Genomic DNA, 26,015 nt, shown 5'->3' with positions numbered 1-26,015 from the left:
TAGCATGAGAGGGAAAGAATTACTAACAGAAGATCAAAGAACGGAATTTGTACGAATTCCAGCTGATATGAGCGAAAGTGAACTAGAAACTTATTATACTTTTTCACAATATGACCTTGAAATTATTAAACGACACAGAAGAGATCATAATCGATTAGGCTTTGCTGTTCAATTATGTGTTCTACGCTATCCTGGATGGTCCCTTTCAGATGTTGGACCTATTCCAGATTACATAATCGAATACATAGCTAGCCAAATAGATGTTAATCCTAATTCATTTTCTTTATATGCCCAACGAGAGCCAACTAAACATGAGCATATGGAAGAAATCCGTCAAGTTTATGGTTATCAAAATTTTTCCTTAGGGAACTATCGCAAGGCAGCTCAGTTTCTTTTGAATCATGCCCTTCAAAATGGAAATTCAATGTATCTTCTTCGTACAGCACAAGAAGAACTACGTAATCAGAAAATTATTCTCCCTGGCATGACTACTATAGAAAGGCTTGTTTGGGAAACTCGTCAACGAGCAGAGGAAAGGATTTTTAAATCATTAACTTGTACTCTTTCCAAATGGCAAAAACAAAAGTTAGATAAACTTATAGATCCATTTGTAGACAATAGAAAAACCCCTTTAGCATGGCTGAGGGAGCTTCCCGGCCAATCTTCACCTGAAGCCTTTTTAAAAGTCATAAAGCGCTTAGAATATATTCGAGAATTAAAATTAGAAATAAATACAGAACAAATCCATCCCAATCGGTTACTTCAATTATCTCGTATTGGAGCACGGTATGAACCACACTCATTTCGAAGATTTAAAGAAATGAAGAAATATGCAATTCTTGTTGCCTATCTAGTAACACTAAGCCAAGATCTAATTGACCAAGCAATTGAAATTCATGATAGACAAATGATGATTTTACAATCAAAGGGTCGTAAAACACAAGAGGAAATGCAAAAAGAAAATGGAAAAGCAGTGAATGAAAAAGTCGTGCATTTTGCAGATATTGGTGCTGCACTTATTCAAGCACGAAATGAAGGGCTTGATCCATTTAATGCTATTGAAATGATTATGCCGTGGGATAAAATTGTTTCTTCCGTTGAAGAAGCCCAAAAATTAGCCCGACCGATGGATTACGATTATCTAGATTTGTTAGAAAATCGGTTTTCTTATCTAAGAAAATATACTCCTACTTTTCTTAAATCTCTTGAATTTCGTTCTACACAAGGTACAGAGCCATTATTGCAAGCCCTAAAAACGCTAAATGAAATAAATGAATCTGGTAAAAGAAAAATTCCAAATGATGCCCCGGTAGATTTTATTCCTAAACGTTGGAAGAAGCATGTTTATGGTGATGATGGAATAATTAACCGGCACTATTATGAGATGGCTGCACTAACAGAGTTGAAAAATCATATTCGTTCAGGCGACATATCCGTAGTCGGTAGTAGACTTCATAAAGATTTTGAAGAGTATCTTGTTCCTAAAAAAGATTGGACAACAACTCGTCTTACGGAAACTAAACTAGCCGTTCGTTCATCGGCAGATGAATATATTGAGGAAAGAAGAAAGTCACTAGCTCAACGCCTTACATGGGTTTCAAATAATCTTGATTCTCTAGAAGGAGTAAATATCGAAAAGGCTAAGATCCGAGTGGACCGTTTGGAGAAGAATACACCCGAAGAAGCGAGAGCTTTTAGCCTGTCTTTATATAATATGTTGCCAAGAATAAAGCTCACTGATCTTTTAATGGAGGTAGCACACTGGACAGGATTTGATGAAATGTTGATACATGCCTCAACCAATCGCCCACCAAAGGGAGAGGAAAAAGTAGTTCTCATGGCTGCTCTCATGGCGATGGGAACTAACATAGGTCTTACTAAAATGGCAGAAGCGACACCAGGAGTTACCTATCATCAAATGGCTAATGCAGCGCAATGGCGTTTATTCGATGATGCTATAAGTCGTGCACAAGCGACATTAGTAAATTTTCAACATAAGCTTAAACTAGCTTCCTATTGGGGAGATGGAAGTACCTCTTCCTCTGATGGAATGCGCGTACAGGTTGGTGTTTCATCGTTACATGCCGATGCCAATCCACACTATGGGTCTGGAAAAGGGGCAACCATTTATCGATTTACCAGTGATCAATTTTCAAGTTTTTATACGAAAGTCATTAATACCAATGCTCGTGATGCTGTACACGTTATCGATGGATTACTTCATCATGAGACAGATTTAAATATTGAAGAGCATTTTACAGATACAGCTGGCTACGCCGACTCAGTATTTGGATTGAGTCATTTACTAGGATTTCGTTTTGCACCAAGGCTACGTGATTTAGCTGACTCTAAGCTATTCACCATCCAAACGCCGAATGAATTCCCAAAACTAGAAAATATACTCCGTGGTCGTATTAATACTAAAATTATTCAAGAGAATTTTGATGACGTATTACGTGTAGCTCATTCTATTCGAGAAGGAAAAGTGTCTGGTTCACTTATTATGGGGAAATTAGGGTCATATGCGAGACAAAATAAACTTGCAACTACTTTGCGAGAAATGGGGAGAATCGAAAAGACCATTTTTATTTTGGATTACATATCTAACGAAACACTACGCCGTCGAATTCAGCGAGGACTAAATAAAGGGGAAGCCATGAATGGGTTAGCAAGAGCCTTATTCTTTGGAAAACGAGGTGAGTTACGAGAACGAGGAATACAAGACCAACTACAACGTGCAAGTGCTTTAAATATTCTAATAAATGCTATTAGCGTATGGAATACCGTTTATCTTACAGAAGCAACAAAATTATTGAAGGAAAAGGGGAATTTGAGAGAAGATTTACTTAAACATGTTTCTCCGTTAGGATGGGAACACATTAATTTTCTTGGTGAATACAACTTTGATGCAAGTAAAGTAGCAAGTCTACATTCACTACGCCCTCTTATTCAATAATACTAAAAGCCGATGATTCCTTAGCGTAGGAAAAATCGGCTTTCTTTATGTCGAAATTTGCTTAGCGTATGTTTTCCGCGTTTTGTTGGTAGGACCCCAACTAGCCAAAACCCTTCGAGACAATTTCAGCAGCTAAGCGAATTCGGAATGGATATTATATACGAAGAAAAAGTTTCTGGGGCAACGAAGGAACGTGAGCAACTTCAAAAAATGTTAGAGGACTTACAAGATGGTGACACCATTTATGTTACAGATTTAACTCGAATTACTCGTAGTACACAAGATTTATTTGAATTGATCGATTACATACGAGGGAAAAAAGCCAGCTTAAAATCACTCAAGGATACATGGCTAGATTTATCAGAGGATAATCCATACAGTCAATTCTTAATTACAGTAATGGCTGGTGTTAACCAGTTAGAGAGAGATCTTATCCGTATGCGTCAACGTGAAGGGATTGAGCTGGCTAAGAAAGAAGGAAAGTTTAAAGGTCGAATAAAGAAATATCATAAAAATCATGCGGGAATGAATTATGCAGTAAAGCTATATAAAGAAGGAAATATGACTGTAAATCAAATTTGTGAAATTACAAATGTGTCTAGGGCTTCATTATATAGAAAGCTATCGGAAGAGAACAAATAGTTCAGTCCTATTCCATTAAATGGCCAGATTATGAAGTAACCCCTTTAAAGAAAATCAGTTCCTTATCCTATGTTTTAAAGGAGATTATGAATTATGTACTTAAAGTCTTATGCAGTTTGGATATTTTGTTATTAGAATTGGGTACTCCAATTCTTTTTTTATGATTTTTTTTACTCATTCAAACAAACACTTGAATGAATGAATAAAAATGGTTATACTATATTCAAACAAACACTTGAATGATATTGGGGTGAGAATATGATGAAGAAAGATACTTGTGAAATTTATTGTTATGACGAAGAAAAGGTCAATCGAATACAAGGTAATTTACAGACAGTAGATATTTCTAGTGTTGCCCAAATGTTAAAAGCTATTGCAGATGAAAATAGAGCAAAAATTACCTATGCTTTGTGTCAAGATGACGAACTGTGTGTGTGTGATATAGCAAATATTATAGGTGTTACGGTTGCAAATGCCTCTCATCACCTGCGAACGCTCCATAAGCAAGGAATTGTTAAGTTTCGAAAAGAGGGAAAACTTGCATTTTATTCATTAGATGATGAGCATATCAGACAAATTATGATGATTGCATTAGCACATAAGAAAGAGGTGAAGAGCAATGTCTAGTGGGAAAGTAAAACTGTCTGAAGAAGAAATGAAAGCCTATCGTGTTCAAGGATTTACTTGTACTAACTGTGCAGCCATTTTTGAAAATAATGTTAAAGAACTTCCCGGTGTTCAGGATGCGAAAGTAAATTTCGGAGCATCTAAAGTTTATGTTAAAGGGACGACAACCATTGAAGAATTAGAAAAAGCAGGAGCATTTGAAAATTTAAAAATTCGAGATGAAAAAGAACAAAGGATAGAACGAGAACCTTTTTGGAAGCAGAAAGAAAACATAAAGGTATATATATCAGCTCTTTTACTTGTAGTTAGCTGGTTCTTAGGAGAGCAGTATGGTGAGGAGCATGTTCTACCGACAATTGGTTATGCAGCGTCCATTTTAATCGGTGGATATTCGTTATTCATTAAAGGTCTCAAAAATCTAAGCAGATTAAATTTCGATATGAATACGCTTATGACTATTGCCATTATAGGAGCTGCAATCATTGGTGAATGGGGTGAAGGGGCAACCGTTGTTATCCTATTTGCGATTAGTGAAGCATTAGAGCGTTATTCAATGGATAAAGCACGTCAATCTATTGAATCTTTAATGGATATTGCCCCAAAAGAAGCGTTAATTCGACGAGGCAATGAAGAAATGATGATTCATGTTGATGATATTCAAGTTGGAGATATCATGATTGTTAAGCCCGGTCAAAAGTTAGCAATGGATGGAGTAGTGGTTAAAGGTACATCGACATTAAATCAGGCTGCGATTACAGGTGAAAGTGTCCCAGTAACGAAAACCACAAATGATGAAGTATTTGCAGGAACCTTGAATGAAGAAGGGTTACTTGAGGTTAAAGTAACAAAACGGGTTGAAGATACTACTCTTTCAAAAATCATTCACTTGGTAGAAGAAGCCCAAGCAGAACGGGCCCCTTCTCAAGCGTTTGTCGATAAATTTGCAAAATACTATACACCAGCTATTGTGATACTAGCTCTTTTAATTGCTGTAGTTCCACCATTATTTGGGGGAGACTGGAGCCAATGGATTTATCAAGGATTAGCTGTATTAGTGGTTGGTTGTCCTTGTGCCTTAGTAGTCTCAACTCCAGTTGCTGTTGTTACAGCAATAGGAAATGCAGCGAAAAATGGTGTTTTAATTAAAGGTGGTATCCATTTAGAAGAAGCAGGACACTTAAAAGCGATTGCCTTTGATAAAACAGGAACATTAACAAAAGGGATTCCTGCTGTAACAGACATTGTGACATATGCTGGAAATGAAAATGAATTAATGACCATAACAGCAGCTATTGAAAAAGGATCGCAGCATCCACTTGCTTCAGCAATTATGAGAAAAGCAGAAGAAAATGGATCAGACTTTAATGATGTAATGGTTGAAGACTTCCAATCCATTACGGGTAAAGGTGTAAAAGCCAAAGTAAATAACGAAATATATTATGTCGGAAGCCCAGCACTTTTTGAAGAATTACATGGAAGCATTGAAAGTGATAGAAAACAAAAGATTACAGAAATGCAGATCCAAGGAAAAACCGTGATGGTGCTAGGAACGAAAAAAGAGATTCTTTCGTTAATTGCTGTAGCTGATGAAATTAGGGAAACATCAAAAGAAGTTATCGGGAAATTGAATAATATTGGAATTGAAACAGTAATGCTTACAGGTGATAATCAGAGAACTGCAACTGCAATTGGAAAACAAATTGGTGTTTCTGATATTAGAGCTGATTTACTTCCAGAGGATAAGTTGAATTTCATTAAAGAACTTCGAGAAAAACATCAAAGTGTAGGAATGGTCGGAGATGGCGTGAACGATGCTCCAGCACTTGCAGCATCTACCGTTGGTGTAGCGATGGGTGGTGCTGGAACTGATACAGCTTTAGAAACGGCTGACATCGCATTAATGTCTGATGATTTGAGTAGATTACCATATACAATAAAATTAAGCCGTAAGGCTTTAGCAATCATCAAGCAAAACATTACCTTCTCTTTGGCGATTAAATTAGTGGCATTACTGTTGGTCATGCCCGGTTGGTTAACACTTTGGATAGCGATATTTGCTGATATGGGAGCAACTTTACTTGTAACATTAAACAGTTTACGCTTATTGAAAATCAAAGAATAGGTTCTAAAATGGGCTTCAACAATTGGATGCGATAATTGAACTGATTAAAAGGAGGTTTTCAAAATGGTCATACAATCAAATATGTCACCCAAAGCTATTACTGAAGTTTGGGAAAGTACAACGGATGTTTTTAAAGAACACAATATTCCACTGACTGAAAAAACTTTAGTTACATTGGTTGAAGCCGATGCATTGACTTCCCTACTTCAAGAACTCAATGCTATTGTTGGAAGTTCAACGGCAACTTGTATAGAAGGTGGCTGACAAATGCCATCAAAAAAGGAGTAGTCTACTCCTTTCATCATATATATTTTAATTATACAACTAAAGGACGCTTTAACTGAGCAACGAAAAAAGCCAAATTTCTCAATGGATGTTGAGAAATTTGGCTTTTTAGTATGAGAAATTCCTTAGCGTTGTAAATCCGCATTTTCCTGACGCTACCCCTATAAACATAATAATCACCTATTACCATTCTAAAAGCATAAGTAATAAAGTTCATTGGTAATTGAAGGGAAGTCATAAAAAAAGTGTAATAATCCTTTGGGGACTATTACACTTAATTCTAATCCATCGCTATTCTCCACTAGGAGGTATAATCTTAATTTGTTTTTACATTTCAAGTAGTTCTAAAAACTCTTGTTCGTTAATGATTTTAAGTTTAACACCATTTGTAATATACTTCTCTGCTTTTTTTAATTTCGTACTTTTAGTTCCCTTAATGAAGTTCTGAAAGTCTTCTAGACCTGCAACAACATAGGTTGTTTTCTTGGTAACATAATCGTTGCATTTTCCACTACGAAGAAGAACCTCTTTTATTGCTTCTTTTCTCACTAAAAATGATAATTTTCCAGTAAAGACGAACGTTTCATCCTTTAAAGATAGGGACTTGAACTTTCCAGTCATATAATCACCAAACTACATTAAACTAACTTATTTCGAATTTTAAATGCTTGAATAAAGACCTGGGCAAACTCTGTACTATTTGAATAATCTAAATCACAAGGATTTCCGTTATATAGACTAAATCCTGCTTGTACTAGCCATGTAGTTGATCCAGTCAATCCAGCGTGACTTGGTACCATTATTCCTTTATTTTCATCGAATCTCATTAAAGATACTAGTGGACCGTTATATGGCTTAAAATCACTTTCGTCAATCAACTCGTAAATGTAAGGAACAGCTGCTATATAAATATTTGATTCATATTGACTGCTCTTACCAGGTGTAATGCCATAAATCTGCATTAGTTTCTCGAAATTTTCTTTGTGTTCTTCATTAATAAAATACATTTAAGTCCCCCCACCAATTGATTTAATATGTTTGTTTCCATTAGGAATTTTATTTAATTCAAATTAACAAAACTATTGTTTAGATAGCACCTTGTATTTAGAGTGATTCACAATAGTTCTAGTATTTTCTAAATTAAGCTCCTTACTGGAATCTAAACTGATTTCAACTAATACACTATTTTCTCTAATCATTGTTACATTTCCTTCAACAGTAATCCCTTTTCTTGAAAATTGTATCGTATCTCCAATTTTTGCTTTTGTAGACATAAACATCAAACTCCAATCTCGTAAGTTCTTATATCCAGTTCATTGGTTTCTCTTCGCAAAAACTACCAACACATTCTCTTTAACTATTTCTCTATGTCTATCCAATCTCCACTTTTTGTCCAACGTTTCCCTTTTTAGATTCCTCACTTCTATTCAGGAGATTCAAACATTGATCGAGCTCCTTTGAATATTGAATTGTTTTTTCATGCGTAAGTCCATATTCAAGACCAGCGCCAATCATTTGTTGACGCTTTTTTTCTATAGCGCGCATTACCTCGTTATTTTCCATCTTTAATATCACTTCTCCTTCTAAATGCATGAAAGTCATCGCTCATTGATGTAATTCATGTAGAGAATAAGCTTAAAACGGAAGCGGCCCTTCATATTCGTTCAATATATGAAAGTTGGAAATACGGGAAGGATTAATAATGTCACCATTTGAAATATCGACTAAGGCATATCCAAATTCCGAACGTAACTTTTCTAATGAATCCTGGTAGATCCCTTTAATTTTGCTAATTTCCTCAGCATTATAGGGTAACTTTCCCACTGTTTGTTGATTTTTCCATAAAAATAAAGCCCGTATAATTGTACAAAAATTAATTAATATATCACTAGATTCAACTTTAAGTGCAAGGATCACACTATTTCCCATAAGAATCTTCTGGAATTTATACATGGTTAAAAACCCTCTTTCTGAATTGATTTCACTCCACGTACAACAGCTTCAATTAATTGTTCTTGCGTTGTCATAGAACGGAGATTAGCCAACTTCTCCACTTCTGCGTGCAGTTCATTCGGTAGATGAATATACTGACTAACTATTCCTGATTCTAATTTCACTTCACCATTTAAGTAATGTATTTCACCCTCAATTACATAACGTTGCAAGAGGTCAAAATACTCTTTATTTAATTTCACCCTTGCTTGACGGCAGCGCACCAGGTAGTCCCCTTCAGCTCGTTCAAAAACTTGAATATTTTTCGGGCCTAATTCACTGATTAATTCATATAAAAGGTCATAAGTTATATGCTCGCTTTTTCTTGGAATCGGTAAACGGAATACGATAAATCCCTTTTTTGGATTGTATGGTTTATGTGGCCACTCGTCCGATGTTAACAGTATTTCTTGTTCATCCGGATGGATCAATCCTCCATCAGCTTTCAAAAGAGTAATAGTAGATGTATTTACTATTCTTACCGTTTCATCATGATAAGGAATAAGGTCAAACAGTCGCATACGATTCTTATATAAATGAAGCTTTTCTCCATATTTAGCAATGCTCTTATGTGTTCTAGTGTGAAGATGCTCTTTGAAGTCGATACAATCTTTTTCATTGAATCGTCTTTCAGTTTTATTTCCAATTTGAACAAGTTTACTATCAATTTTCTCTGCAAGAGCTAAACTATTAAGATATTGAGGTGTAACACCGACAATTTGAGCTGCTTTACGTAAAGAAATTCCTTCTAATTTCAGTTTTTCTTTTGCCCTTTTTACTTCATCTTCAGAAAAGCGGTATCCACCATCCCTTCTAAACGTATCTTGATTCGCTGGCGATAGAACTCCAATTTTAATAAGATAGCGCACTTGGCGTTCCGTACGATCAAGTTCTTTTGATGCTTGTGAAAGTGTAAGATACATGGCTTTTCCCTCTCTTTATCCGTGCAATTTAATATAAATTCGTTACTACCTCTTTAGGGTATAAATAATCTAAATCGACTAGATCAGTTCTATCATACACAGGAATATAACATTCATCCCCGAGCCCATATACGCTAAATACATATCCTGCTGGTTCTTCATTTTGCTCAACAGGGAAACCTAACAATGCTGTTCTAGTTTCCGATAGAAAAACCCGCTTTTCGTCCTTCCCTAAGGAAAGATTGTGCCACTCATTACCGTCGAAGTACGGCTTTTCAAAGAAGATAACTGCCTCTAATGTAATAAATAAAATAGGTGTATTTGTCATATTATATCTCCTTTTAGTTCCACATATATAATAGAAGAAACTAGGGAGAAAATCTCCCTAAGATCCTTAAATCTATTTTGAAAGTAACGCTCTTGCTTCTTCTTCCGTATCGCAAAGAAGATGGAATCGATTAGCTTTCAAATTGTAGTATTTAACTTGTTTAGTAACGGAAAGCTCAAATACGTGCTTCGATGCGGAAGTTGATTTCCCGATAATAACTTTCTTCACTTTATCACCAACAGGAAGATATGCATTGTCACCCACGCTCCACTCCTTCATTTCCTTCATAACAGCGGGACGTTCATTCCAAACAGTACCTATTAGCGATTCATCAACTACGGCTTCTAATCCAATGGGAACAATATTTAATTTTCTTCCATCACTTAACGCTATAGATACCGGATGCTTTCTTGATAACTTAACTTCAAAAATATAACCTAATTCTCCATTATAACGAATCATTCTTCCAGGCTCGCAATCCTCTTGACTTAATGTCAAACCATCTGTAATCGAGTAGCGATATCTAGGGAATTTTTCTTGCATCTGAGCAATAACTTGCGGTTCAGCTAGTTTCAATGTTTCTTGATCACTAGCTCCTATTGGTGTAAAGACGGTAACTTGAATTGGCATTAACTCTAATCGTACCGTTTTTTTCATCAACTTCATATTCATATTCATTCCTCCTAGTGTGTGTTGTTACTTATTATCTAGTGCATATCCTGTGTTTTTAAATCTACAATCACTTCCTCGAATGATTTTAGATTTACAAGAGGCAAAATGTATTTTGAGAATAACTCTATATATTGGTGACCCTTCATGGTGTACTCAAACAGCTATCTTCATGTTGAAACCTCCTTTCTTAGTTCAGATTGAAATACTTATTGTAGTCCTTAATGTAAGGAACGACCTACCTACTTTAAGAATTGTTAAAAGGGATTTCTTAGTGTAGAAGAATAATAAAGTTGTTTAAGTTTCGAAATGCAACTCAACATTCATTAAGTTTCATATTAGCTTCGGAATGTGCCATTAGTTTACTAGTTTTCCCTTAGAATTTTTCCATGAAAAAGGAGAAGAAAACCTATATTTTCTATATTTTCCTGATTCAACTTCATAGTTATAATGCCGTTCATATTTTTCAGTGGAAGTCTCTTTATCCTTTTTCATAATTGTGACTTCTCCAGTAAAATCAGGATAATTAGAAACAAAAAGCTGCATTACCTTATTATTTTTTTCTTCTTTCTCAACTTCTGTTATAAAAGCCATTCTGTTTGTAATCATTTTAACGTACATTTTTTCACCGCCTTTTCTTACTGAACTTCATCGTTCTTTATCGAAACATATCTATCATTTTGTTCGTTTCGCTTTGTTGAATCGCGCTCTGAACCGTTCTAAAACCCAGTCCCTTTCGTAATGGTTTTCATCTGCAACTTCATCACAAGTCTGTATTACTTCTTCTACGAGTTCATCAATACGTTTAATCGCTTGTTTATAGAGCGTACTTTCATCTGTCATGTTTTCACTTCCTTTGCTAATCTAGTACAAAATCAACAGCTAGAAATAAGGGTTTTAACCTTTGCATTTTTTAAATCTGTACCTTGCTTCAAAGACCTCAATCAATTATTCCATGAGACTTCCTTCCATTAAGCTGCAAACCATTCTTCAGGATTACAAGAGTAGGACTTTGAATCACGATTTTCTACTTTACCAATGTAAATCACCTTATCGTTATCATCGATTTTATAGAATACTCTTGCTCTTTTACATTTCACACGCTTCACTTCTTTATTTCGGTTTAAGCCGCCGTACTGAAGGGAAGTAGGACGCGGGTCTTCAGAAAGTACCCTAATCGCCTCTTCGATCATTGCCTTCTCCTTTTTATTAAACTTTGATAATTCCTTTTCTACTCTTCTAGACGAAAATTTTACAAGATACATTTTATATACTCCTCTCATATTTATTTATGCTGTATCTACTGCTTTCGACAAATTTAAGTATTTTATCTTTTTAGTAGAGATAAAGAGGTTCTTATTTTTTACAAGGACGATTTGAAAAATATGGAATATTTACTCCGTATGAAATTCAGCTTCTGTGATTTCTGGAACCGATTGAAATTTTCTTATACTGCCACCACCTTATAACCATTTATTTCAAATTTCGCGGATTATATACATTATATACATATATATGTATATCGTAATATCTTGACTAAATATTACCACCTCTTCGCTGGAAATACAACCCATAATTTAATTAAAATATATAAAAAATTACAACATGGTATATAACCTTTAAAAATATAACATTTTTCTATGTTTTATCTTTTCTGATAGTGGTTTAATTAAATATAAGAGATTCTTAATTGGCTAATCTATCATTCAAAAAAACTGTAAATTAATTACATAATTTATCTGATTTTCTAAAGAGGTGGAAAAATGACAGAAATTGGATTTTTCGGCAACTTTGAGCTCGCACTTTCAAATGGTGAATATTGGAAAAATGAAAAGCTGTTCCATGAAATTGAAAAACGCGGATTTTCAAATTTCAATTGGACAGAAATACCAGATGATGTTCTTCTTTACATTTTTATTCACGATCAACCTACTATCGGGGAAAAACGGAAGGATGCAACTAAAAAAGAATATTTACGTGACTTAAATCAATTTCTATCTTATCTATACAATCCCGCTAACAATTTACCTTCTCTAAGAGAACTGAAACCTGAAGACCTTCTTGGTTATCAACGATACCTGGAAGGAAAATATAAAAAGACCACACTTTTACGAAAAACATCAGTGGTGAAACATTTCTTCAGGTACTTAGCAAGTAAGGAAATACTAGAGAGGGATATAACCTTGCAGCTAAAGAGACCTAAAACAAAATACGAGGAGTTGGTTAATCGAGATTTATTTGATCATGAAGTACGACAACTCCTGGACTATTTTAAAATAGCAGATTGGTTTGCTTATTCTATGGTTTTTTCATTGGTGACAACAGGTATGCGTATAATGGAGTTTTCTACTGCTAAATGGAGAAATCTTCGTTATGAAGAAAGAGTGGGACTACACGTCCTGACGGTACTAGGTAAAGGGGATAAAGAAAGAGACATTATTATATTTGATGATGTATTAGAAGTAATCAAAGAAAACCGTAGAAGAAAGAATTTAAACGTTACTGTAGGAGCTCTTGATGATACAGCATTCTTCCCTAAACCGGATGGAACTCATTACCATAGCACCTATCTTAGTAATGAATTCACAAGATTGGTTAGCAATGCCCCCTTTGATTTCATAAAGGATCGTTTTGTTAAAGAGGAGCTTTCAGCTACTGAAGGAAAGCATATCAAATATAGAATTACACCTCACACTTGTAGGCACTATACAGCTGCCTTTTTTATGGATAAAGGAATCGATATAAAATCCATTCAAGATTTGCTAGGTCATGCATCCATGCATACAACGGACAGATATTTAAGAAGGAAGCGTAGTATAGAACAGCATGCTGCAGTAAAATTAGGAGAAAAATCATTCATCAATTCATTAACAAACTAGCTACAAAAAAATAAAAGGAGCAGGTCATATAATTGGCCACTCCTTTTATTTATGGTGTTCATAAATAATAAATTCATTTAATAATCAATAAAGTCGCTTAATTATTGAAATGCGACTTAACTAATTAACCATTCCACTTTTTATAGCAGATATTTCATTTCCATCTATTACTACTTTACTTTGATACTCAAAAACTTTTCCTTTACTATCTTTAAAATTTTCAGTTTCTATTTCAAAAATTTGTTTTTCCTTCTTCGCCTTTAATAGTAAGTTTGTTACTTTATTCATATAGTCAGTCGGGTCTTCGTCATTAGGTAATAACTTATAGAACATAACGCACTCTCCACCTTTTAAATAAACAAGAAATTTTATGTATTCATTACCTTTAAAAACACTTAACATCGTGAGAGTTCCTCCTTAGTGAATATCATTTGTCTTAAAGTCATTAAATTAAACGACTTTATTTTCGATATAGTACAATTCCTACCTTATTTATTAAGGTTTTTTGCTATTATTTTTAAACTCTTTTATTATTACTGGACATATGGGAATTAGGTTCAGAATCCTCTTGAATATTCTTAGGTTTCCTTTGAAACGTTTGCAAATACCTATCGCTTTTAATGATCATTTCCGTTTTCTGCTGGTCCTTATATTCATTTTTCCTCAAATTCCCGAATACGAGAACATTCTTCCCTACTAGCTGCTTTTCCGTATAAGTGAACTCTTTCCAGTGCTTTTGGAAGATAACAATGGTGAAAGGTACTGAGTTTTCTTCTAGGGTAATATACATAACCTTTTCTAACTTGATTAGTTTTGTCACCTTTCCATAAACAAAGTATCCGACGTTCTGAAGGACATTGTCATTCCATAAAAGTTCATGGGCTTGCTCCTGGTTAACTACTAATTCAGATATAGGTACCTTTCTACCTCCGCCGACATTTACTAGAATTGACGATAATATATCAGGTTCATATTCCGTAAGAAGCTTTACAACTCCTTTGACGGAGCTAATAGATTGAGGTGTCAGATTTTCATTTTTCAACTTCACTTCTTTTTTCGTCTTTTCGCTTTGCTCTCTTTCGGTTGTATTTTTCTCCTTATCTGGGTCTAACCCACTCATACTTAGTCGAATGACAATTTCTTTTACCCCTTTATTCAAGACTTCTGCTTGATACTCCTTTACCTTTGAAATTGATTCAACAAGGTCCAGCCGTTGATAGAAGCCACAATTAGCCACGTGTTTTGAATCTCCTTTTCCGGAGGTCTTAAAATGTGCCACTCTCCCTTCTTCAGCTGCATCGATATAAATCAATGGAGCATTACAATTTTTATCGAGACAGTATATCCTGGTCCCATGTGTAGATTCATTGTATTCTGAAGATGAAATAATTCCTCCGTTATGCAACTTCGCTGATAACATACCAATTCCCCTTTCCACATGAAAAAAGACGCACGTTCCCTAGAAATTAAGGGAATGTGCGTCCTCCGCCACATTTCAAATATTTGTTATTAATTATAATAAATTATAACATAGCAACTAATAAAAAAGAACCCTCATACGAGGGTTGGAAGGTTGTATTATAGCTTTACAATTGAATTTATACCGATGTTTTTAGCTGTTTCATTTAATGCTTCTGTATACTCATATATTTTGTTTTGAATTTGATTCACTAATTCATTTGTATCTCTTTGAAGAAACTTGATTAATTCTCCCATTTCCTTCAAAGTATTACCCGACTTCTGAATTCGGACTTCTACAAATAAATCGTGGCCACCAATTGGTTGTTCAGTAAAATCCTTTACCGTAACTAACGCATAATCTTTATTTGTTTCAATAAGGATCAGTGCTGCATTGTCCGTCTGTTGAATAATTTCTTGTGCAACTTTAGTTACTCCAAATACTTCAGTTACCTTTTGATTTAAAATTTGGTTGTTTAACATGTTCATTCCTCCAAGTGTATGTGATTTTAATATATATATAAAGAAGTAGAGTTATTCCAGATAGAGTAACCTTACTACATTTCTTTCTAATAACCGATACAGCCTATCGTAACTTAATTCTATTTTTCATTGAAATATTTTCTACAATAATTTATCATGATTCACACTCATAAGTCTTTAATAAATTGAAAGCTATTATATAGAGTATTTCCTTCCGATTACAGTCTTTTCGGGATATTCGTAAAGATTATCTAACCACGTTGAGTAATCATAGGTAACGATAATATCCGCACCAGGACAACCAACGTGTAAACTATCTAATAAAACGGCCAGCTCTCTGTGGTCCTTTTCTGTATAATAACAATGGTATATATCTTTTCCTTTTTTTACATATGGGGGGTCAAGAAATATCGTCGAATCATCTGACCAATACGCTTCTTCTATTAAATTTATAGCATTTTCTTGAGTCACCACAATATGGTCACTCAACGAATGGATTTTTTCTATTCTTCTAATTAGTTCTTCTGGATTCCATCTTGAGAGCAGATCCTTAACAGTTCCTTTTTTTCCGCCAAGAGGATTAGCCTTCGGTACACCACTATACGCTAATCGATTAACCAACAGCGAAGACCAAGCAGCTTCAACCATATCTACTCCTTCATAGTCAGAGTTAATAACATCTTGTGCTTTAAAGTAAGCCTTATGAGTAGGTTGTTCGGTTTTAAGGCGGTCAATAATTTCGTATGGATAATGCTTCATTAACCACCAAAAAGAAAACACTCCTGTATCTAGGTCGTTTAAATGTAGTTGATCAACAACTCCAGCATTAAGCATTGCTAACTCAAAACTTCCCCCACCCGTGTACGGTGATACAATTTTTTTGGACTTTTTTTCCTGAAGGTGAGAGTACAAATATTCAACTATTCTACTCTTTCCTCCTGGATATCTGTACGGTGACATACGTTTTGACAATCTCTTTCCTAAAGGTGAAATTTGAATTTTTTCTGCATGTTTATCCTCTAAAATAAGTTTAAATCGGTGCTTAGTTGTTTGTTCATTTAGATAAGTATACCCATCACAAATTTCACACCAAAACCCTTGTTCAATAGAATCCATCTGAAAGTCTTCACTATCCGGAGTATCCATATGTCCGCAAAATGTGCATGTAATCAACAAAGCCACCACCTTTCAATCACTCGGAGAGTTTAGTCAGCATATCGTCAAACTATAACCTCCCTAGCTGCCTAAGTACTGGTTTTGAAATTCTGAGTTGCTAGTAAGTAGTAATAAATAATTAAATGTGATTATTCTTCTTTGGGTGAGGTAACCAAATTTCACCATCTTTTTGGATAACACCATATTGGCCATATCCATTTTCATCAACAAACCAGACTAGGTGTTTTCTAAACTCAGATGATTGAATGTGAACCGGTTCATTTGGCGGAGCTACACTCTTTCTTACAAACGGGCTCCATCCAAATTCGATTTCATTATTTACAACAACATCTCCATTAGATTTATTAAGGATCCAAACACCGAAATTTTTCTGTTCATCTGTAAACCAAATTAAATCATCAATAAGAGGTTCCCCAGGAGGATTAAAAGGATATCCTTCATAAAATGTATCTTTACGATGCTTATTTCTCCATTCAACTCCTAGTTCATGATACTTCATGAAGCTATCTGCTTCTTCTTTGGAGAATATCGCGTAAACTCCGCCTCTATTTTGATTTACTCTATCTATAGGGAATTGGATTACTTTTGCATTTGCCATTTTATCAACTCATTTAACTATACATATATATGTATATTATTTGTATTTCTGATTATAAAGGAATACTTGTTTTATTGTCTAGTAAAAATTAAAAAAAATAAGCTTCGTTCAAAACGAAGCTCAATAAAATCGTAAAGCAATGTATGGTAAGAACGCAAAAAAGACTGCAATAAATATAAATCCATATGACCAAAATCGCCACATACGTTGAGACTTAGGATTTTTCCTTACTTTATAAACCTTAGCCACTACAAAACAAAGTAAAGCCCCAACGATACAAAACATTACTCCCCATTGTTGGCAAAAGGAAAGGACATCTAAGAAGAAAGATTCTGACTGCGTAGTATTTGGAACTTTAGGCAATAAAGTGTCCTCTTCGAACTGGACTAAGGGTGCACTAGTTGCATTACCTAGAATCATTCTTCTTCCTCCTCATCATCCGCAAGAAAATCATCTAAATTATATTTTGGTTTCCCCGACCGTTCCAAGTCTTTATATGTACCTTCATTATTTACTGTACAATTTATTATTTTGCCGTTCTGAAATTCAACGGTTAACCTCCCTTGCGGGACAATACGTGTCGCTAAGTATCTTGTAATTATATAATACAGGTACCTAATGTTGTTCTTTAGATAGAGTTCATCATAATTCTTTGATGGAAATAGAACTTCGAAATCACCACCACTATTACTAATAATAGAATATTTATCACTGATCCTTGGTGGTGAATTAAAGGCATAAATAATCTCTAATATACCATGCCCGTGCTCAGGGCTAGATAAATGCGGTGATTCCTCTGTTAAGCGTTTGATCAATAATTCCATTGTCATGTCATTAAGAGTTTCTGCTGTATAGACAATTTCATTCCTCTTCATAACTATCCCCCGTGACTTTAGTTTTACAAATATATATAAGTTCCGACATAAATTGACATTATTTCCATTCTATTATACATATATATGCGTAATATTTAAACGATTTTTTTAGATTTTCTATTTTCTCCCTCTTTAATAGGTCTTATTTACGAAGTCATTAGACTCATATAAAAACCGATTAAAGAGAGAGAAAAAAATTTTCTCTCTTCCCGTAATCATATAGCTTCCTTCACTTCTTGCTCAGTCTTGTTATTGTTAACTTCCCAAATATTAATAAAATGCCATACACCTTTATGGACTTCTACTTGCGAAATAATCACATCTCCAACAGACAACGTTTGGACTTTATTGTGATAAACCATTCTCTCTCCAGTTCCATCACTAATAACCGCTGACATTTCATCTAACACATCCATAACCTTTCCCGCAACGTAATATAAACCTTGCATTGGACGGTCATTCATATGTAAATCAACTTCAGGGAATGAGAACCAGGCTGCAGGTTCCTCATATACTGTAACGTTTGGTAGCTGAATTTCCTCTTGTTTAGGTTGAAACTTGCTAACAAACTCTAATGCTTTTTCATCTAAATCAAGTTCCTTCAACTGAACTTCCTTTACAGGGAAATCAATTACCTCTTGACCTAGATCATGAGTAACGGGTTGTACTGATAGTGACTTCTCGATAGGAATATCGGATGCAAGCTTTACACTTTTCAAGGTAGATTTCTCCAATTCAAAAAGTTCATTCCGTAACCTTATAGACTCCGCTTCTTCTCTTATTTGTAAAGCATAGAATTTTTCTGTATTTGCCCTAGCACGCTGTTCAGCACTCTTTGAGAATAAGGATAACGAAACAGCAAATAGACCAACGCAAATACAAACGCACAAGAATCCTAGCACAAACATATTATTCCTCCTAAGTGTATTGTAAATAGTTATCTTCAATTGCTCGTAAAACCCGGAAAAACAAAAAAACCCCACGGGCAAAATTCTCCTAAAAAGAAAATTAATGCAACCCGTAGGGTTTAAAACTTCAAGTTCAGGCTCAAAAGAGCAAATAAAAAAATAACTACGATTAGTATACCAATTAGCAAATAAAAACTCAATCAACTTTCACGATTTTATTTTCATAACTTTTATAATTTGTAAAGTACGCTTCCATTTGTTCATTAGAATCAGTTGGTGAAAGGACCATTCGCTTTAATTGTCTCTGACTACCTGGGAATGAAAATGATATAGAATCAATAATATTTGAGAGCCTACTTACAATCGGTCTAGTTCTCTTATATTCAACCTCTAGCTGTTTATTGGATTTGAATCTTCTATCCATTAAAGCCCTAGCTAGGTATTCTATGTCTTCATTATTTATTTGGTCACTCATAAGTTTATTAAGTCGATATTCATCGCCTGTTACTTTTTCTTTTTTCCAATATGTTAGTGAACAATAATCAATAAGATATTGAATCAAATCATTTGCTTCTATATAAATTCGTGTTCGAGGAAAGTTTACTCCTGTGACATGTAAATGCCGTACGCCAATACCAACAATCTCATTTTCTAAAATATTGCGCTCAAATGTAGCCCTTGTTAGATCAAGCATTTCTACGCAATCATTAACGGATGTTAAATACTTAAATCCAAGTTCCTTCACTACATCATGATTCTGAAGAAAGGTCAAACCTTCTTCATATGAAACCACATTGTCCGCCTTAATATTAATTTGTATAGGTACCACATTACGAACACTCATATTATTAAAACCTCTTCTATTAGATTATATAAAGGATAGTATAGCATATATATGTATACCATGTAATATTATTCTCAAAAATTAAGGTATATTGTACTATATTTTTGTTAATATATTGAATAAATTATAAAACACCCTAATTCCGTTATTATTAGGGTGCTTTAATTTTACTCAATCGCATTTGTACTTCTTAAGTTTTCTATATTCAGGTAAATACACAACTTTATGGCTACTGACTTCTTTCAATGTCTTCTTAACATCAACATCACTAACAGCAAGGATATTAGTAGCAGGAATCCTTTTAACTTCCCGCTCCCGAGTCAAAACCGTAAAATGGTCTTTTTCTCTACCGATAACTGTTACTACAGTTTCATCAAACTTCACTAAAGTCATGTTGCTTGCCTCCTTTAACAAGTTTAAACTTCTCAACCTGTTCATCAGTAATAAAGCCGACTCTTCCTCCACTCATACCTGTCTGTGCATTAAAATTAAGCACATGATTGAAGATAGCTTGGCTATGGAATAAATTATTCATGATATTATTAGCTAGAAGAGCAGCCATTCGATTTGTTGCGGATCTCTGAGGATTATTGATTACTAATTCACCACAAGACTCGTCTGGAAATGAACTCTTTGCATCTTCTAGCATTTCAGGAAAAATATCGGTGACCGGTTTTAAAATGACTTCACCTTTATATTTTAAACCGACAACTACTTGGCCCGAAAACCCACTTTGTTGAACAGATAGTCGTTCTTCCTCTGTCCAATATTCCTCTGGTTTATCAAGCACCTCTACTCCTGTCACACCTGTATCAATCCATATTAGACTCTCTACATGGTCCGAATAAAAATAATCATGGAATAGTTGGCGTGTTTTGTTGTTATCGACCATACCCAATAGGAACTTCACTTGTTGATAAGAATCATTAACATCTTTATCGATAAATAATCGGTCCAGCATATCAAAGTCTTTCACATAACTAGTTACAGTTCCTGCTGATACATCGTAAACATCAGAATAACGTTCAGCCAAGGCCTCCACTTTAAAATAACCTAAATCTTCACTCAAACATAATTGATTCGCTAAATTTTTCGGCTCATATCGGTCTGCATCACAAAGGACAAGATTAACACCGAATGTAACAGCATCCTCCTTTTTCGACCTAAAACTAGCAAAATGTGTCGCTATATCTTGGCAAAGTGACCTAAAGAATGCTCCACCATTGGCACCTGCGCCAATTTGAACAAGGTCAAAAAATAATTTCTTTTTATCGTTTTCCAATATATTTAATAAATTTTTCATTAGAATATTCCTCCAAATTCGTAATGTACTATTACCATTTTGAATAGTAAAAAAGAAGAAGAGCAAATAGCCCTTCTTCTATAATCTCGAAACTCTTTTGTGCCAACTAGCTGGATAATCAGCTTCATTGGTTAAAATCGGTTCATCGAAGATGTAATCCAAAGGTAAATCGTAAAAATGACCATTCACACCTGCTCTTAATTTCATACAGGGTTGTTCTTGATCTACCTTACCGACCACTCCATAAAGTAAGAAACGTTTCTCATCATTATTGTCAACAGTTGAGAAATAGGCATCCATACTATTATGAGAATGTATTTGAAGCACCTCAATGAACCCTTCTTTTTCGTAATTAAGTTCCTCATATTCGATACGAACTTTGGAAACCCTCTGTATCGGACAATCGACAAAGTAGTCTTGCGTCTTAGGATTATAGAAAAAACTAACCATGACTTCTAAATCTGTCCCATTACTACAATAATCCCGAAAGAAAGTGATAGCTTTAGCTAACTTCTCTCCTGGAATATGTGGAAGGTTAAATTGAAAACCCTGTGGTATTTTTTCTAATTTCCTTAAATGTTCAGCAGGTACTACAATCGTGCCTAATCCAGAATGACGAATCTCGTACAATCTCCCATCATTACCCGCTACAACATTAAAAGGCTGCAAGCCACTCTCTAGTAAATCTGAGAGTGACCAGTTATAGGTGTGGATTCCTAATTTCATCCTTTAGCACCACCCGATACTTTCGGATATAACCTTTTATTTTCAGCGTCATAATCAAAGTGTGTACGTTCTTTCTCCATCTCGTAGAATTCAAGAACCATTGCTTCACGAAGAGTTTCTGTTGTAATGCCCTCTTCAGGAATATCAGGCACAAACTCAGTTACTTCATGTCGATTTCCGTAATAGTGGATTGTCCAATCTGCAAAGACCCTAATCTCCGGCTTTTTAATTGGAGCTTTCGACGTAGAAGCAGCACCTTTCGTTCCTTTAGTAGATGTGGAAACTTTCGTATTACCCTTTTCGTTCTTTACTTCCTCTTCCTTTTTTGTAACTTTAATTTCTTGATCTCCAAAAAGATTTAATTGATTAAACATATTCATTTCCTCCTAAGTGTAAGTGTGTTTTTTATACTAAAGTCTTTTTCAAGACGCCTAGCCATTCTTCAAAAGTCATATCCAACTTAACCAATGTTTCATTATCAAAATCTTGCCCTTGCAAACCCTGATACATTTCACCTAAATTCGTTCCTCGAAACGCATGATCATTGTTTTGAGAATGAAGAAAAGCAAAAGGCATCGTTCCTAAATGGGCTACAGTTTTGATTTGATACGAATTAAGGTCCGGCCAGCATGTACGTGTATCTTCAAATACATTACTGAATGGATACCGATAAAGTTGTGTATCAGGAGTGAGTACCTGGTCTTTTACACAGACTAATTGACAACCTAAAACCTTCTGTCCTCTAACAGTAAATAAAAATAGCATCTTCGGGTGTCCTACATCTTCAAACTGCTTACGATGATAATGGATATCGAAACGTTGGGAATCAACTTCAATACCAACAATCAGTGCACCATCCATCATTTCTTGATAGATGAAACAGTTTTTCGGAAGTAAAGGGCTCGAACATACCTTCTTTTTCGGAATATGGCGTTCTAAAACCTCTAAGACCCAATCTCGCTCAGCTACGAGAGACGTTGCTTTAAAAAGCGAGTGAATCATTTCTATGTCCAGAGTATTTTTTTTGACACTTTTAAGTAGTTGCTCCATTATCTTGCCAGCAAACTGTCCTACCATTTCCGTTCCTAATAAATTTATTTCTTCCAATAAATGAGTAAAGAGCTCCTGAATATGAGACCTATCCTCGAAAGTATAAATCCTACTCAGAAAACGTCTCAAAGCTTTAATTGTTTCCTCTTCGGAAAATTCTGTTGGATCAAATTTAGAAACAAGTGTTAGGAAAAATTCTGTAACAGCTTCATCATCTTCCGCTTTCTGAATATAATCAAGTGCCATACCAAGAATCGTTTTCATCTCTTCTATCATGGATTCCCCGTTAATATGTTGAACATTAAAAAAATTTTCGAACATATCATCAAAGTTCTTTTCTCTCAACAAATACTGAACTACCGCTTCATCCTCTAAAATAACTAACATTGATAATGCTAAGTCAGATGGAGTAATAGCCCTTCTATTCATTGGAATCCCTGTATTAATGTTTTCAACGATAGCTTCATGTTCACGAAGCGTGATACGTGTCTCGTTTACTTCCTTTTGTGTATTCATAATAATAGCCCTCCCAAATTTGTAATTGTTTATTAAGTGCACAAATAAACGCAAGGATTGTTTCTAAAATTTCATGAAACAGTGTGTATTTACTAGAACCGGCTATCTCTAAAATAATTCCCTGGTCTATGAAATGTCCCTCTACTTCTGCGTCACAATAATCACTTAAAGTAAATAAAGTGGATTCGATTCCAATTTGGACCATTCTGAACGCATAAAACATACTTGTTTCCTTCAATTGTTTTGTAAGATGCTGCCAACGACTTATTTCTTCGTTACATAACACAATTTTCGTCTTCGTCTCGTGTTTTTTCTCATCATATTCTTCATCAATCTTTACATCCTGAAAGAGAATATTGAGAGCATCAAAAAACAAAGACGAATCATTGTTGCTATTTTTAACGTAGAACTGCAAATCTGGATCTAACGGTCTTCCATGGTCACTCATCATTTTGGCAATCAATAAATTGTCAGCTGTATAACGAGCTTCCTCTAGGAATTGAACAGGATAAAAACAGACTTTGGCCATTAAAAAAACCTCCTAATCCTATCTCTCTTAGGTTTTAACTTTATGATTGCTTGGTTAATACCTGCGAGGGCGTTGATTTCGTAAAGTGGATTTCCTAAGTTAATACACTCTCCATCATACTGCGGATCGGATACTTCATCAGATTGATATTCAAATAGATCATCAATAACAGACTTTACTTCCGAAGCACTAAATGAAGAAAAATCAACATCCTTTAACTTTTCTGCTGTACCGAACTGCATGATATTCAAAAGATACATTCTTTGATTCAATGTGCTTTGCTCACCAAGTGCATATTCGTCTACATTTGCATTAAAGCGTTGTAAAATACTCAATATAATTCCCTCCTAAAAGTAATAAAAAAAACTGAAAGTGTAGGTTGAATAACCTATACTTCCAGCTAGTAAACGCAAAAAAGCACCCTATAATTAGACGCAATTCTGCTAAGGAATCTTCCAAAACAAATATGCATCCCATAGGGTGCTAAAACTTCCACATCAGGCTCATAGAGCAAATAAAAAATAACTATGTTATTATTCTACCAAATTCTACGAAGTACAACAATATATGTTTTTTACTAACTGCCAACTTTGGATTAGACTTTTAGTAAAGGTAACTGTGATTGGTTAGACCATTTTAAATTACTACTCTAGAAATGAACAACGATAATACATAAATTCACCAATATTAACCAAAACGCCAACACCCTCACTATTAAAAATTCAGCATCGATAAGGTAATAACAAGTCTTACTTTTCCTTTTCCCTATAAAACATAAAAATTGCCACCTTATATATTAACGGCGACAATTTCTAATCCATTCCAAGCTGTAGACCTCTTAAATTTTTGATTAATACTTAAATAAAGAATTAAGGAAGATGAACTCTTATATCGTTACTTTCTCCTTATTCAATTCTTCCATCAGCAATCTTACACCTTCAGGACTTAATGTAAGATTATTAAAATACGTTTTGTTATCCTCTCGTACTTCCCCCGTAACTGCACACTCCTTATAAGGGATAAACTTTTTCAGAATGATTTTATCCTGGTCAGTGTAAATTTCGATTGGATCCTTTTCTTTAATATTAAACGTCTTTCTTAATTCAACAGGTAATACGATTCTGCCAAGCTCATCTACCTTTCTAACTACTCCAATACTCTTCAAATTAGTTCCCCCCTAACATGTGACCCAATAGTTATTAACGTAAGCATACGCTATGCCTACATTAAATGGATCAAACCTTACTGGAATATTCTTTTCCTCATTCTCTGGATGAAGCAATATCTCAGACCAATAATAGAAATAGTTAATTTTAACTCCTTGTCCTGAGATAACTTTCGCTATATCCTTTCTAGTTGTAGGAAGAGTTAGCATAATAAACGTCTCATCGTATTTAATATATGTGTTCTTACGTTCTCCGGTTTTAGCAATTCTTTTAACAAATGTTTCTTTAGGACTCTCACCTAATGTGGTGTGTAGCATGTTATCATAAATTTCATAACACCACTCTTGTAGCATTAATTGCAGATCTTCAAGAGTCCATACCGCATGATTATCAGGATTTACTTCTTTGGTTACTTGTCGCACATTTTTCATAATTTTGGTGTTTCCTAAGCAATTGTGAATAAATTCAGAGTTTAATGTTCCAAAAAGTCTTTCACAGACTGAACCAAATCTTGGTTTAGCTCCTGGTCTTATTTTCTTCCCTTTGTTATATCTCGCAAGTAGTGTTTCAAAATACATACTTTGGAAATCCTTTCCACCGTCTACAACCACCATGTTTGGCAATCGAGAGTGTCTTCTTACGCATTCTCTTAAAACCATCATATTAGATCTATAACTTGGGGGATCAAACTTTAAATAGAAAGCGAGTATTCTACGTGAATATGCATCAACTAGAAATGTCACCCACGGTTTTCCTAAATTTTCTTCTGTTTGTGAGCATATTAATTTAATATCTAATTCAGTATGGTCAATATGACAGATTTCAAATGGCCTATCTCCATGTCTAGGAGCGGTTTCCTCTAATTCAAAATAAAAAGGTTCTGTATCATAGGCTGCTCTCGAGCCTTGCATTTTCTCTGTTTGCAAATGTTTTGGACGCTCTATGCTTCTTGTACAAAAA

Annotated in this window: 35 protein-coding genes; 6 read left to right on the top strand and 29 right to left on the bottom strand. The window is 34.7% G+C overall.

What is annotated here, in order from left to right:
- Window positions 1–4: 4 nt before the first annotated feature.
- The 5 genes from FA727_RS19430 to FA727_RS19410 all read left to right on the top strand — a co-directional run bounded on the left by FA727_RS19430 (window position 5) and on the right by FA727_RS19410 (window position 6,611).
- Window positions 5–2,956 carry a Tn3 family transposase gene (locus tag FA727_RS19430; RefSeq protein ID WP_063477658.1) on the top strand — a complete coding sequence of 984 codons (2,952 nt, stop codon included), beginning with the start codon at window positions 5–7 and terminating at the stop codon, window positions 2,954–2,956.
- Window positions 2,957–3,013: 57 nt separating this feature from the next.
- Window positions 3,014–3,598 (top strand): recombinase family protein, encoded by a 585-nt coding sequence (locus FA727_RS19425; protein WP_136833191.1) that lies wholly within the window; start codon window positions 3,014–3,016, stop codon window positions 3,596–3,598.
- A 258-nt stretch (window positions 3,599–3,856) separates the two neighbouring features.
- Window positions 3,857–4,225: an ArsR/SmtB family transcription factor gene (locus FA727_RS19420; RefSeq protein ID WP_136833190.1), complete on the top strand. Its 369-nt coding sequence runs from the start codon at window positions 3,857–3,859 to the stop codon at window positions 4,223–4,225.
- Complete coding sequence (locus tag FA727_RS19415) at window positions 4,218–6,347, top strand: heavy metal translocating P-type ATPase (RefSeq protein WP_136833189.1); 2,130 nt, start codon at window positions 4,218–4,220, stop codon at window positions 6,345–6,347. The genes FA727_RS19420 and FA727_RS19415 overlap by 8 nt, the downstream gene beginning before the upstream one ends.
- Window positions 6,348–6,410: 63 nt before the next feature.
- Window positions 6,411–6,611: a hypothetical protein gene (locus FA727_RS19410; protein ID WP_126410725.1), complete on the top strand. Its 201-nt coding sequence runs from the start codon at window positions 6,411–6,413 to the stop codon at window positions 6,609–6,611.
- Window positions 6,612–6,959: 348 nt separating this feature from the next.
- Here FA727_RS19410 and FA727_RS19405 read toward each other — a convergent pair whose 3' ends face one another.
- The 11 genes from FA727_RS19405 to FA727_RS19360 all read right to left on the bottom strand — a co-directional run bounded on the left by FA727_RS19405 (window position 6,960) and on the right by FA727_RS19360 (window position 11,809).
- Window positions 6,960–7,253: a BRCT domain-containing protein gene (locus FA727_RS19405; protein ID WP_126410726.1), complete on the bottom strand. Its 294-nt coding sequence runs from the start codon at window positions 7,251–7,253 to the stop codon at window positions 6,960–6,962.
- A gap of 17 nt (window positions 7,254–7,270) precedes the next feature.
- On the bottom strand, window positions 7,271–7,639 hold the full coding sequence (locus FA727_RS19400) for a DUF2538 family protein (RefSeq protein ID WP_126410727.1): 369 nt from the start codon (window positions 7,637–7,639) through the stop codon (window positions 7,271–7,273).
- A 72-nt stretch (window positions 7,640–7,711) separates the two neighbouring features.
- The gene (locus tag FA727_RS19395) at window positions 7,712–7,906 is read right to left on the bottom strand and encodes a DUF2187 family protein (RefSeq protein ID WP_126410728.1); all 195 of its coding nucleotides are present in this window, start codon (window positions 7,904–7,906) and stop codon (window positions 7,712–7,714) included.
- Window positions 7,907–8,003: 97 nt separating this feature from the next.
- Complete coding sequence (locus FA727_RS19390) at window positions 8,004–8,195, bottom strand: aspartyl-phosphate phosphatase Spo0E family protein (RefSeq protein ID WP_246010469.1); 192 nt, start codon at window positions 8,193–8,195, stop codon at window positions 8,004–8,006.
- 72 nt (window positions 8,196–8,267) lie between these two features.
- Window positions 8,268–8,561, bottom strand: a complete 294-nt coding sequence (locus FA727_RS19385) for a hypothetical protein (RefSeq protein WP_158318921.1) — start codon at window positions 8,559–8,561, stop codon at window positions 8,268–8,270.
- Window positions 8,562–8,587: 26 nt separating this feature from the next.
- The gene (locus FA727_RS19380; protein WP_126410731.1) at window positions 8,588–9,547 is read right to left on the bottom strand and encodes a MerR family transcriptional regulator; all 960 of its coding nucleotides are present in this window, start codon (window positions 9,545–9,547) and stop codon (window positions 8,588–8,590) included.
- Between the two features lie 28 nt (window positions 9,548–9,575).
- Entirely contained in the window at window positions 9,576–9,875 is a 300-nt protein-coding gene (locus FA727_RS19375) for a hypothetical protein (protein WP_126410732.1), read from the bottom strand.
- Between the two features lie 72 nt (window positions 9,876–9,947).
- Complete coding sequence (locus tag FA727_RS19370; RefSeq protein WP_126410733.1) at window positions 9,948–10,547, bottom strand: hypothetical protein; 600 nt, start codon at window positions 10,545–10,547, stop codon at window positions 9,948–9,950.
- 354 nt (window positions 10,548–10,901) lie between these two features.
- Window positions 10,902–11,138, bottom strand: coding sequence for a hypothetical protein (locus FA727_RS19365; RefSeq protein WP_158318920.1), 237 nt, complete (start codon window positions 11,136–11,138; stop codon window positions 10,902–10,904).
- 81 nt (window positions 11,139–11,219) lie between these two features.
- A complete protein-coding gene (locus FA727_RS24475) occupies window positions 11,220–11,387 on the bottom strand; it encodes a hypothetical protein (RefSeq protein WP_170209293.1) in 168 nt (55 codons plus the stop codon).
- A gap of 128 nt (window positions 11,388–11,515) precedes the next feature.
- A complete protein-coding gene (locus tag FA727_RS19360; RefSeq protein ID WP_158318919.1) occupies window positions 11,516–11,809 on the bottom strand; it encodes a type II toxin-antitoxin system RelE family toxin in 294 nt (97 codons plus the stop codon).
- A gap of 498 nt (window positions 11,810–12,307) precedes the next feature.
- On the opposite strand from FA727_RS19360, the gene FA727_RS19355 reads away from it, so the two are divergent.
- Window positions 12,308–13,423 carry a tyrosine-type recombinase/integrase gene (locus FA727_RS19355; protein ID WP_136833188.1) on the top strand — a complete coding sequence of 372 codons (1,116 nt, stop codon included), beginning with the start codon at window positions 12,308–12,310 and terminating at the stop codon, window positions 13,421–13,423.
- A gap of 120 nt (window positions 13,424–13,543) precedes the next feature.
- Here the strand turns inward: FA727_RS19355 and FA727_RS19350 are convergent, their stop codons facing one another.
- From FA727_RS19350 to FA727_RS19265, 18 genes are all read right to left on the bottom strand, one after another.
- On the bottom strand, window positions 13,544–13,825 hold the full coding sequence (locus tag FA727_RS19350) for a hypothetical protein (RefSeq protein WP_136833187.1): 282 nt from the start codon (window positions 13,823–13,825) through the stop codon (window positions 13,544–13,546).
- A gap of 115 nt (window positions 13,826–13,940) precedes the next feature.
- Window positions 13,941–14,843: a hypothetical protein gene (locus tag FA727_RS19345; RefSeq protein ID WP_136833186.1), complete on the bottom strand. Its 903-nt coding sequence runs from the start codon at window positions 14,841–14,843 to the stop codon at window positions 13,941–13,943.
- Between the two features lie 158 nt (window positions 14,844–15,001).
- A complete protein-coding gene (locus tag FA727_RS19340) occupies window positions 15,002–15,364 on the bottom strand; it encodes a hypothetical protein (RefSeq protein WP_136833185.1) in 363 nt (120 codons plus the stop codon).
- 195 nt (window positions 15,365–15,559) lie between these two features.
- Entirely contained in the window at window positions 15,560–16,546 is a 987-nt protein-coding gene (locus FA727_RS19335) for a DNA adenine methylase (protein WP_438646638.1), read from the bottom strand.
- Window positions 16,547–16,658: 112 nt separating this feature from the next.
- Window positions 16,659–17,138 (bottom strand): hypothetical protein, encoded by a 480-nt coding sequence (locus tag FA727_RS19330; RefSeq protein WP_136833184.1) that lies wholly within the window; start codon window positions 17,136–17,138, stop codon window positions 16,659–16,661.
- Window positions 17,139–17,258: 120 nt separating this feature from the next.
- Complete coding sequence (locus tag FA727_RS19325) at window positions 17,259–17,558, bottom strand: hypothetical protein (protein ID WP_136833183.1); 300 nt, start codon at window positions 17,556–17,558, stop codon at window positions 17,259–17,261.
- Entirely contained in the window at window positions 17,555–18,013 is a 459-nt protein-coding gene (locus FA727_RS19320; RefSeq protein WP_136833182.1) for a hypothetical protein, read from the bottom strand. The genes FA727_RS19325 and FA727_RS19320 overlap by 4 nt, the downstream gene beginning before the upstream one ends.
- A gap of 215 nt (window positions 18,014–18,228) precedes the next feature.
- Window positions 18,229–18,921, bottom strand: coding sequence for a hypothetical protein (locus tag FA727_RS19315; protein WP_136833181.1), 693 nt, complete (start codon window positions 18,919–18,921; stop codon window positions 18,229–18,231).
- A 196-nt stretch (window positions 18,922–19,117) separates the two neighbouring features.
- Window positions 19,118–19,765 (bottom strand): hypothetical protein, encoded by a 648-nt coding sequence (locus tag FA727_RS19310; protein ID WP_136833180.1) that lies wholly within the window; start codon window positions 19,763–19,765, stop codon window positions 19,118–19,120.
- 171 nt (window positions 19,766–19,936) lie between these two features.
- The gene (locus FA727_RS19305) at window positions 19,937–20,158 is read right to left on the bottom strand and encodes a hypothetical protein (protein WP_136833179.1); all 222 of its coding nucleotides are present in this window, start codon (window positions 20,156–20,158) and stop codon (window positions 19,937–19,939) included.
- Complete coding sequence (locus FA727_RS19300) at window positions 20,139–21,068, bottom strand: ThiF family adenylyltransferase (RefSeq protein WP_136833178.1); 930 nt, start codon at window positions 21,066–21,068, stop codon at window positions 20,139–20,141. Before FA727_RS19300 ends, FA727_RS19305 begins: the two co-directional genes overlap by 20 nt.
- Window positions 21,069–21,146: 78 nt before the next feature.
- Window positions 21,147–21,794, bottom strand: coding sequence for a hypothetical protein (locus tag FA727_RS19295; protein WP_136833177.1), 648 nt, complete (start codon window positions 21,792–21,794; stop codon window positions 21,147–21,149).
- Window positions 21,791–22,168, bottom strand: coding sequence for a hypothetical protein (locus FA727_RS19290; RefSeq protein WP_126410762.1), 378 nt, complete (start codon window positions 22,166–22,168; stop codon window positions 21,791–21,793). Before FA727_RS19290 ends, FA727_RS19295 begins: the two co-directional genes overlap by 4 nt.
- A 31-nt stretch (window positions 22,169–22,199) precedes the next feature.
- Complete coding sequence (locus FA727_RS19285) at window positions 22,200–23,360, bottom strand: hypothetical protein (protein WP_136833176.1); 1,161 nt, start codon at window positions 23,358–23,360, stop codon at window positions 22,200–22,202.
- Window positions 23,314–23,889: a hypothetical protein gene (locus FA727_RS19280; RefSeq protein WP_136833175.1), complete on the bottom strand. Its 576-nt coding sequence runs from the start codon at window positions 23,887–23,889 to the stop codon at window positions 23,314–23,316. The genes FA727_RS19285 and FA727_RS19280 overlap by 47 nt, the downstream gene beginning before the upstream one ends.
- Window positions 23,889–24,224 carry a hypothetical protein gene (locus FA727_RS19275; RefSeq protein WP_136833174.1) on the bottom strand — a complete coding sequence of 112 codons (336 nt, stop codon included), beginning with the start codon at window positions 24,222–24,224 and terminating at the stop codon, window positions 23,889–23,891. The genes FA727_RS19280 and FA727_RS19275 overlap by 1 nt, the downstream gene beginning before the upstream one ends.
- A 551-nt stretch (window positions 24,225–24,775) precedes the next feature.
- On the bottom strand, window positions 24,776–25,054 hold the full coding sequence (locus tag FA727_RS19270; RefSeq protein ID WP_136833173.1) for an AbrB/MazE/SpoVT family DNA-binding domain-containing protein: 279 nt from the start codon (window positions 25,052–25,054) through the stop codon (window positions 24,776–24,778).
- Between the two features lie 12 nt (window positions 25,055–25,066).
- Complete coding sequence (locus FA727_RS19265) at window positions 25,067–25,981, bottom strand: TnsB C-terminal domain-containing protein (RefSeq protein WP_136833172.1); 915 nt, start codon at window positions 25,979–25,981, stop codon at window positions 25,067–25,069.
- Window positions 25,982–26,015 lie beyond the last annotated feature (34 nt).

It is taken from the genome of Robertmurraya kyonggiensis (assembly GCF_005116465.1).
In the GTDB taxonomy this organism is placed as follows: Bacteria; Bacillota; Bacilli; order Bacillales; family Cytobacillaceae; genus Robertmurraya; species Robertmurraya kyonggiensis.
The sequence above is the reverse complement of the archived record's forward strand: the minus strand, read 5'-3'. Positions and strand labels throughout refer to the sequence as shown.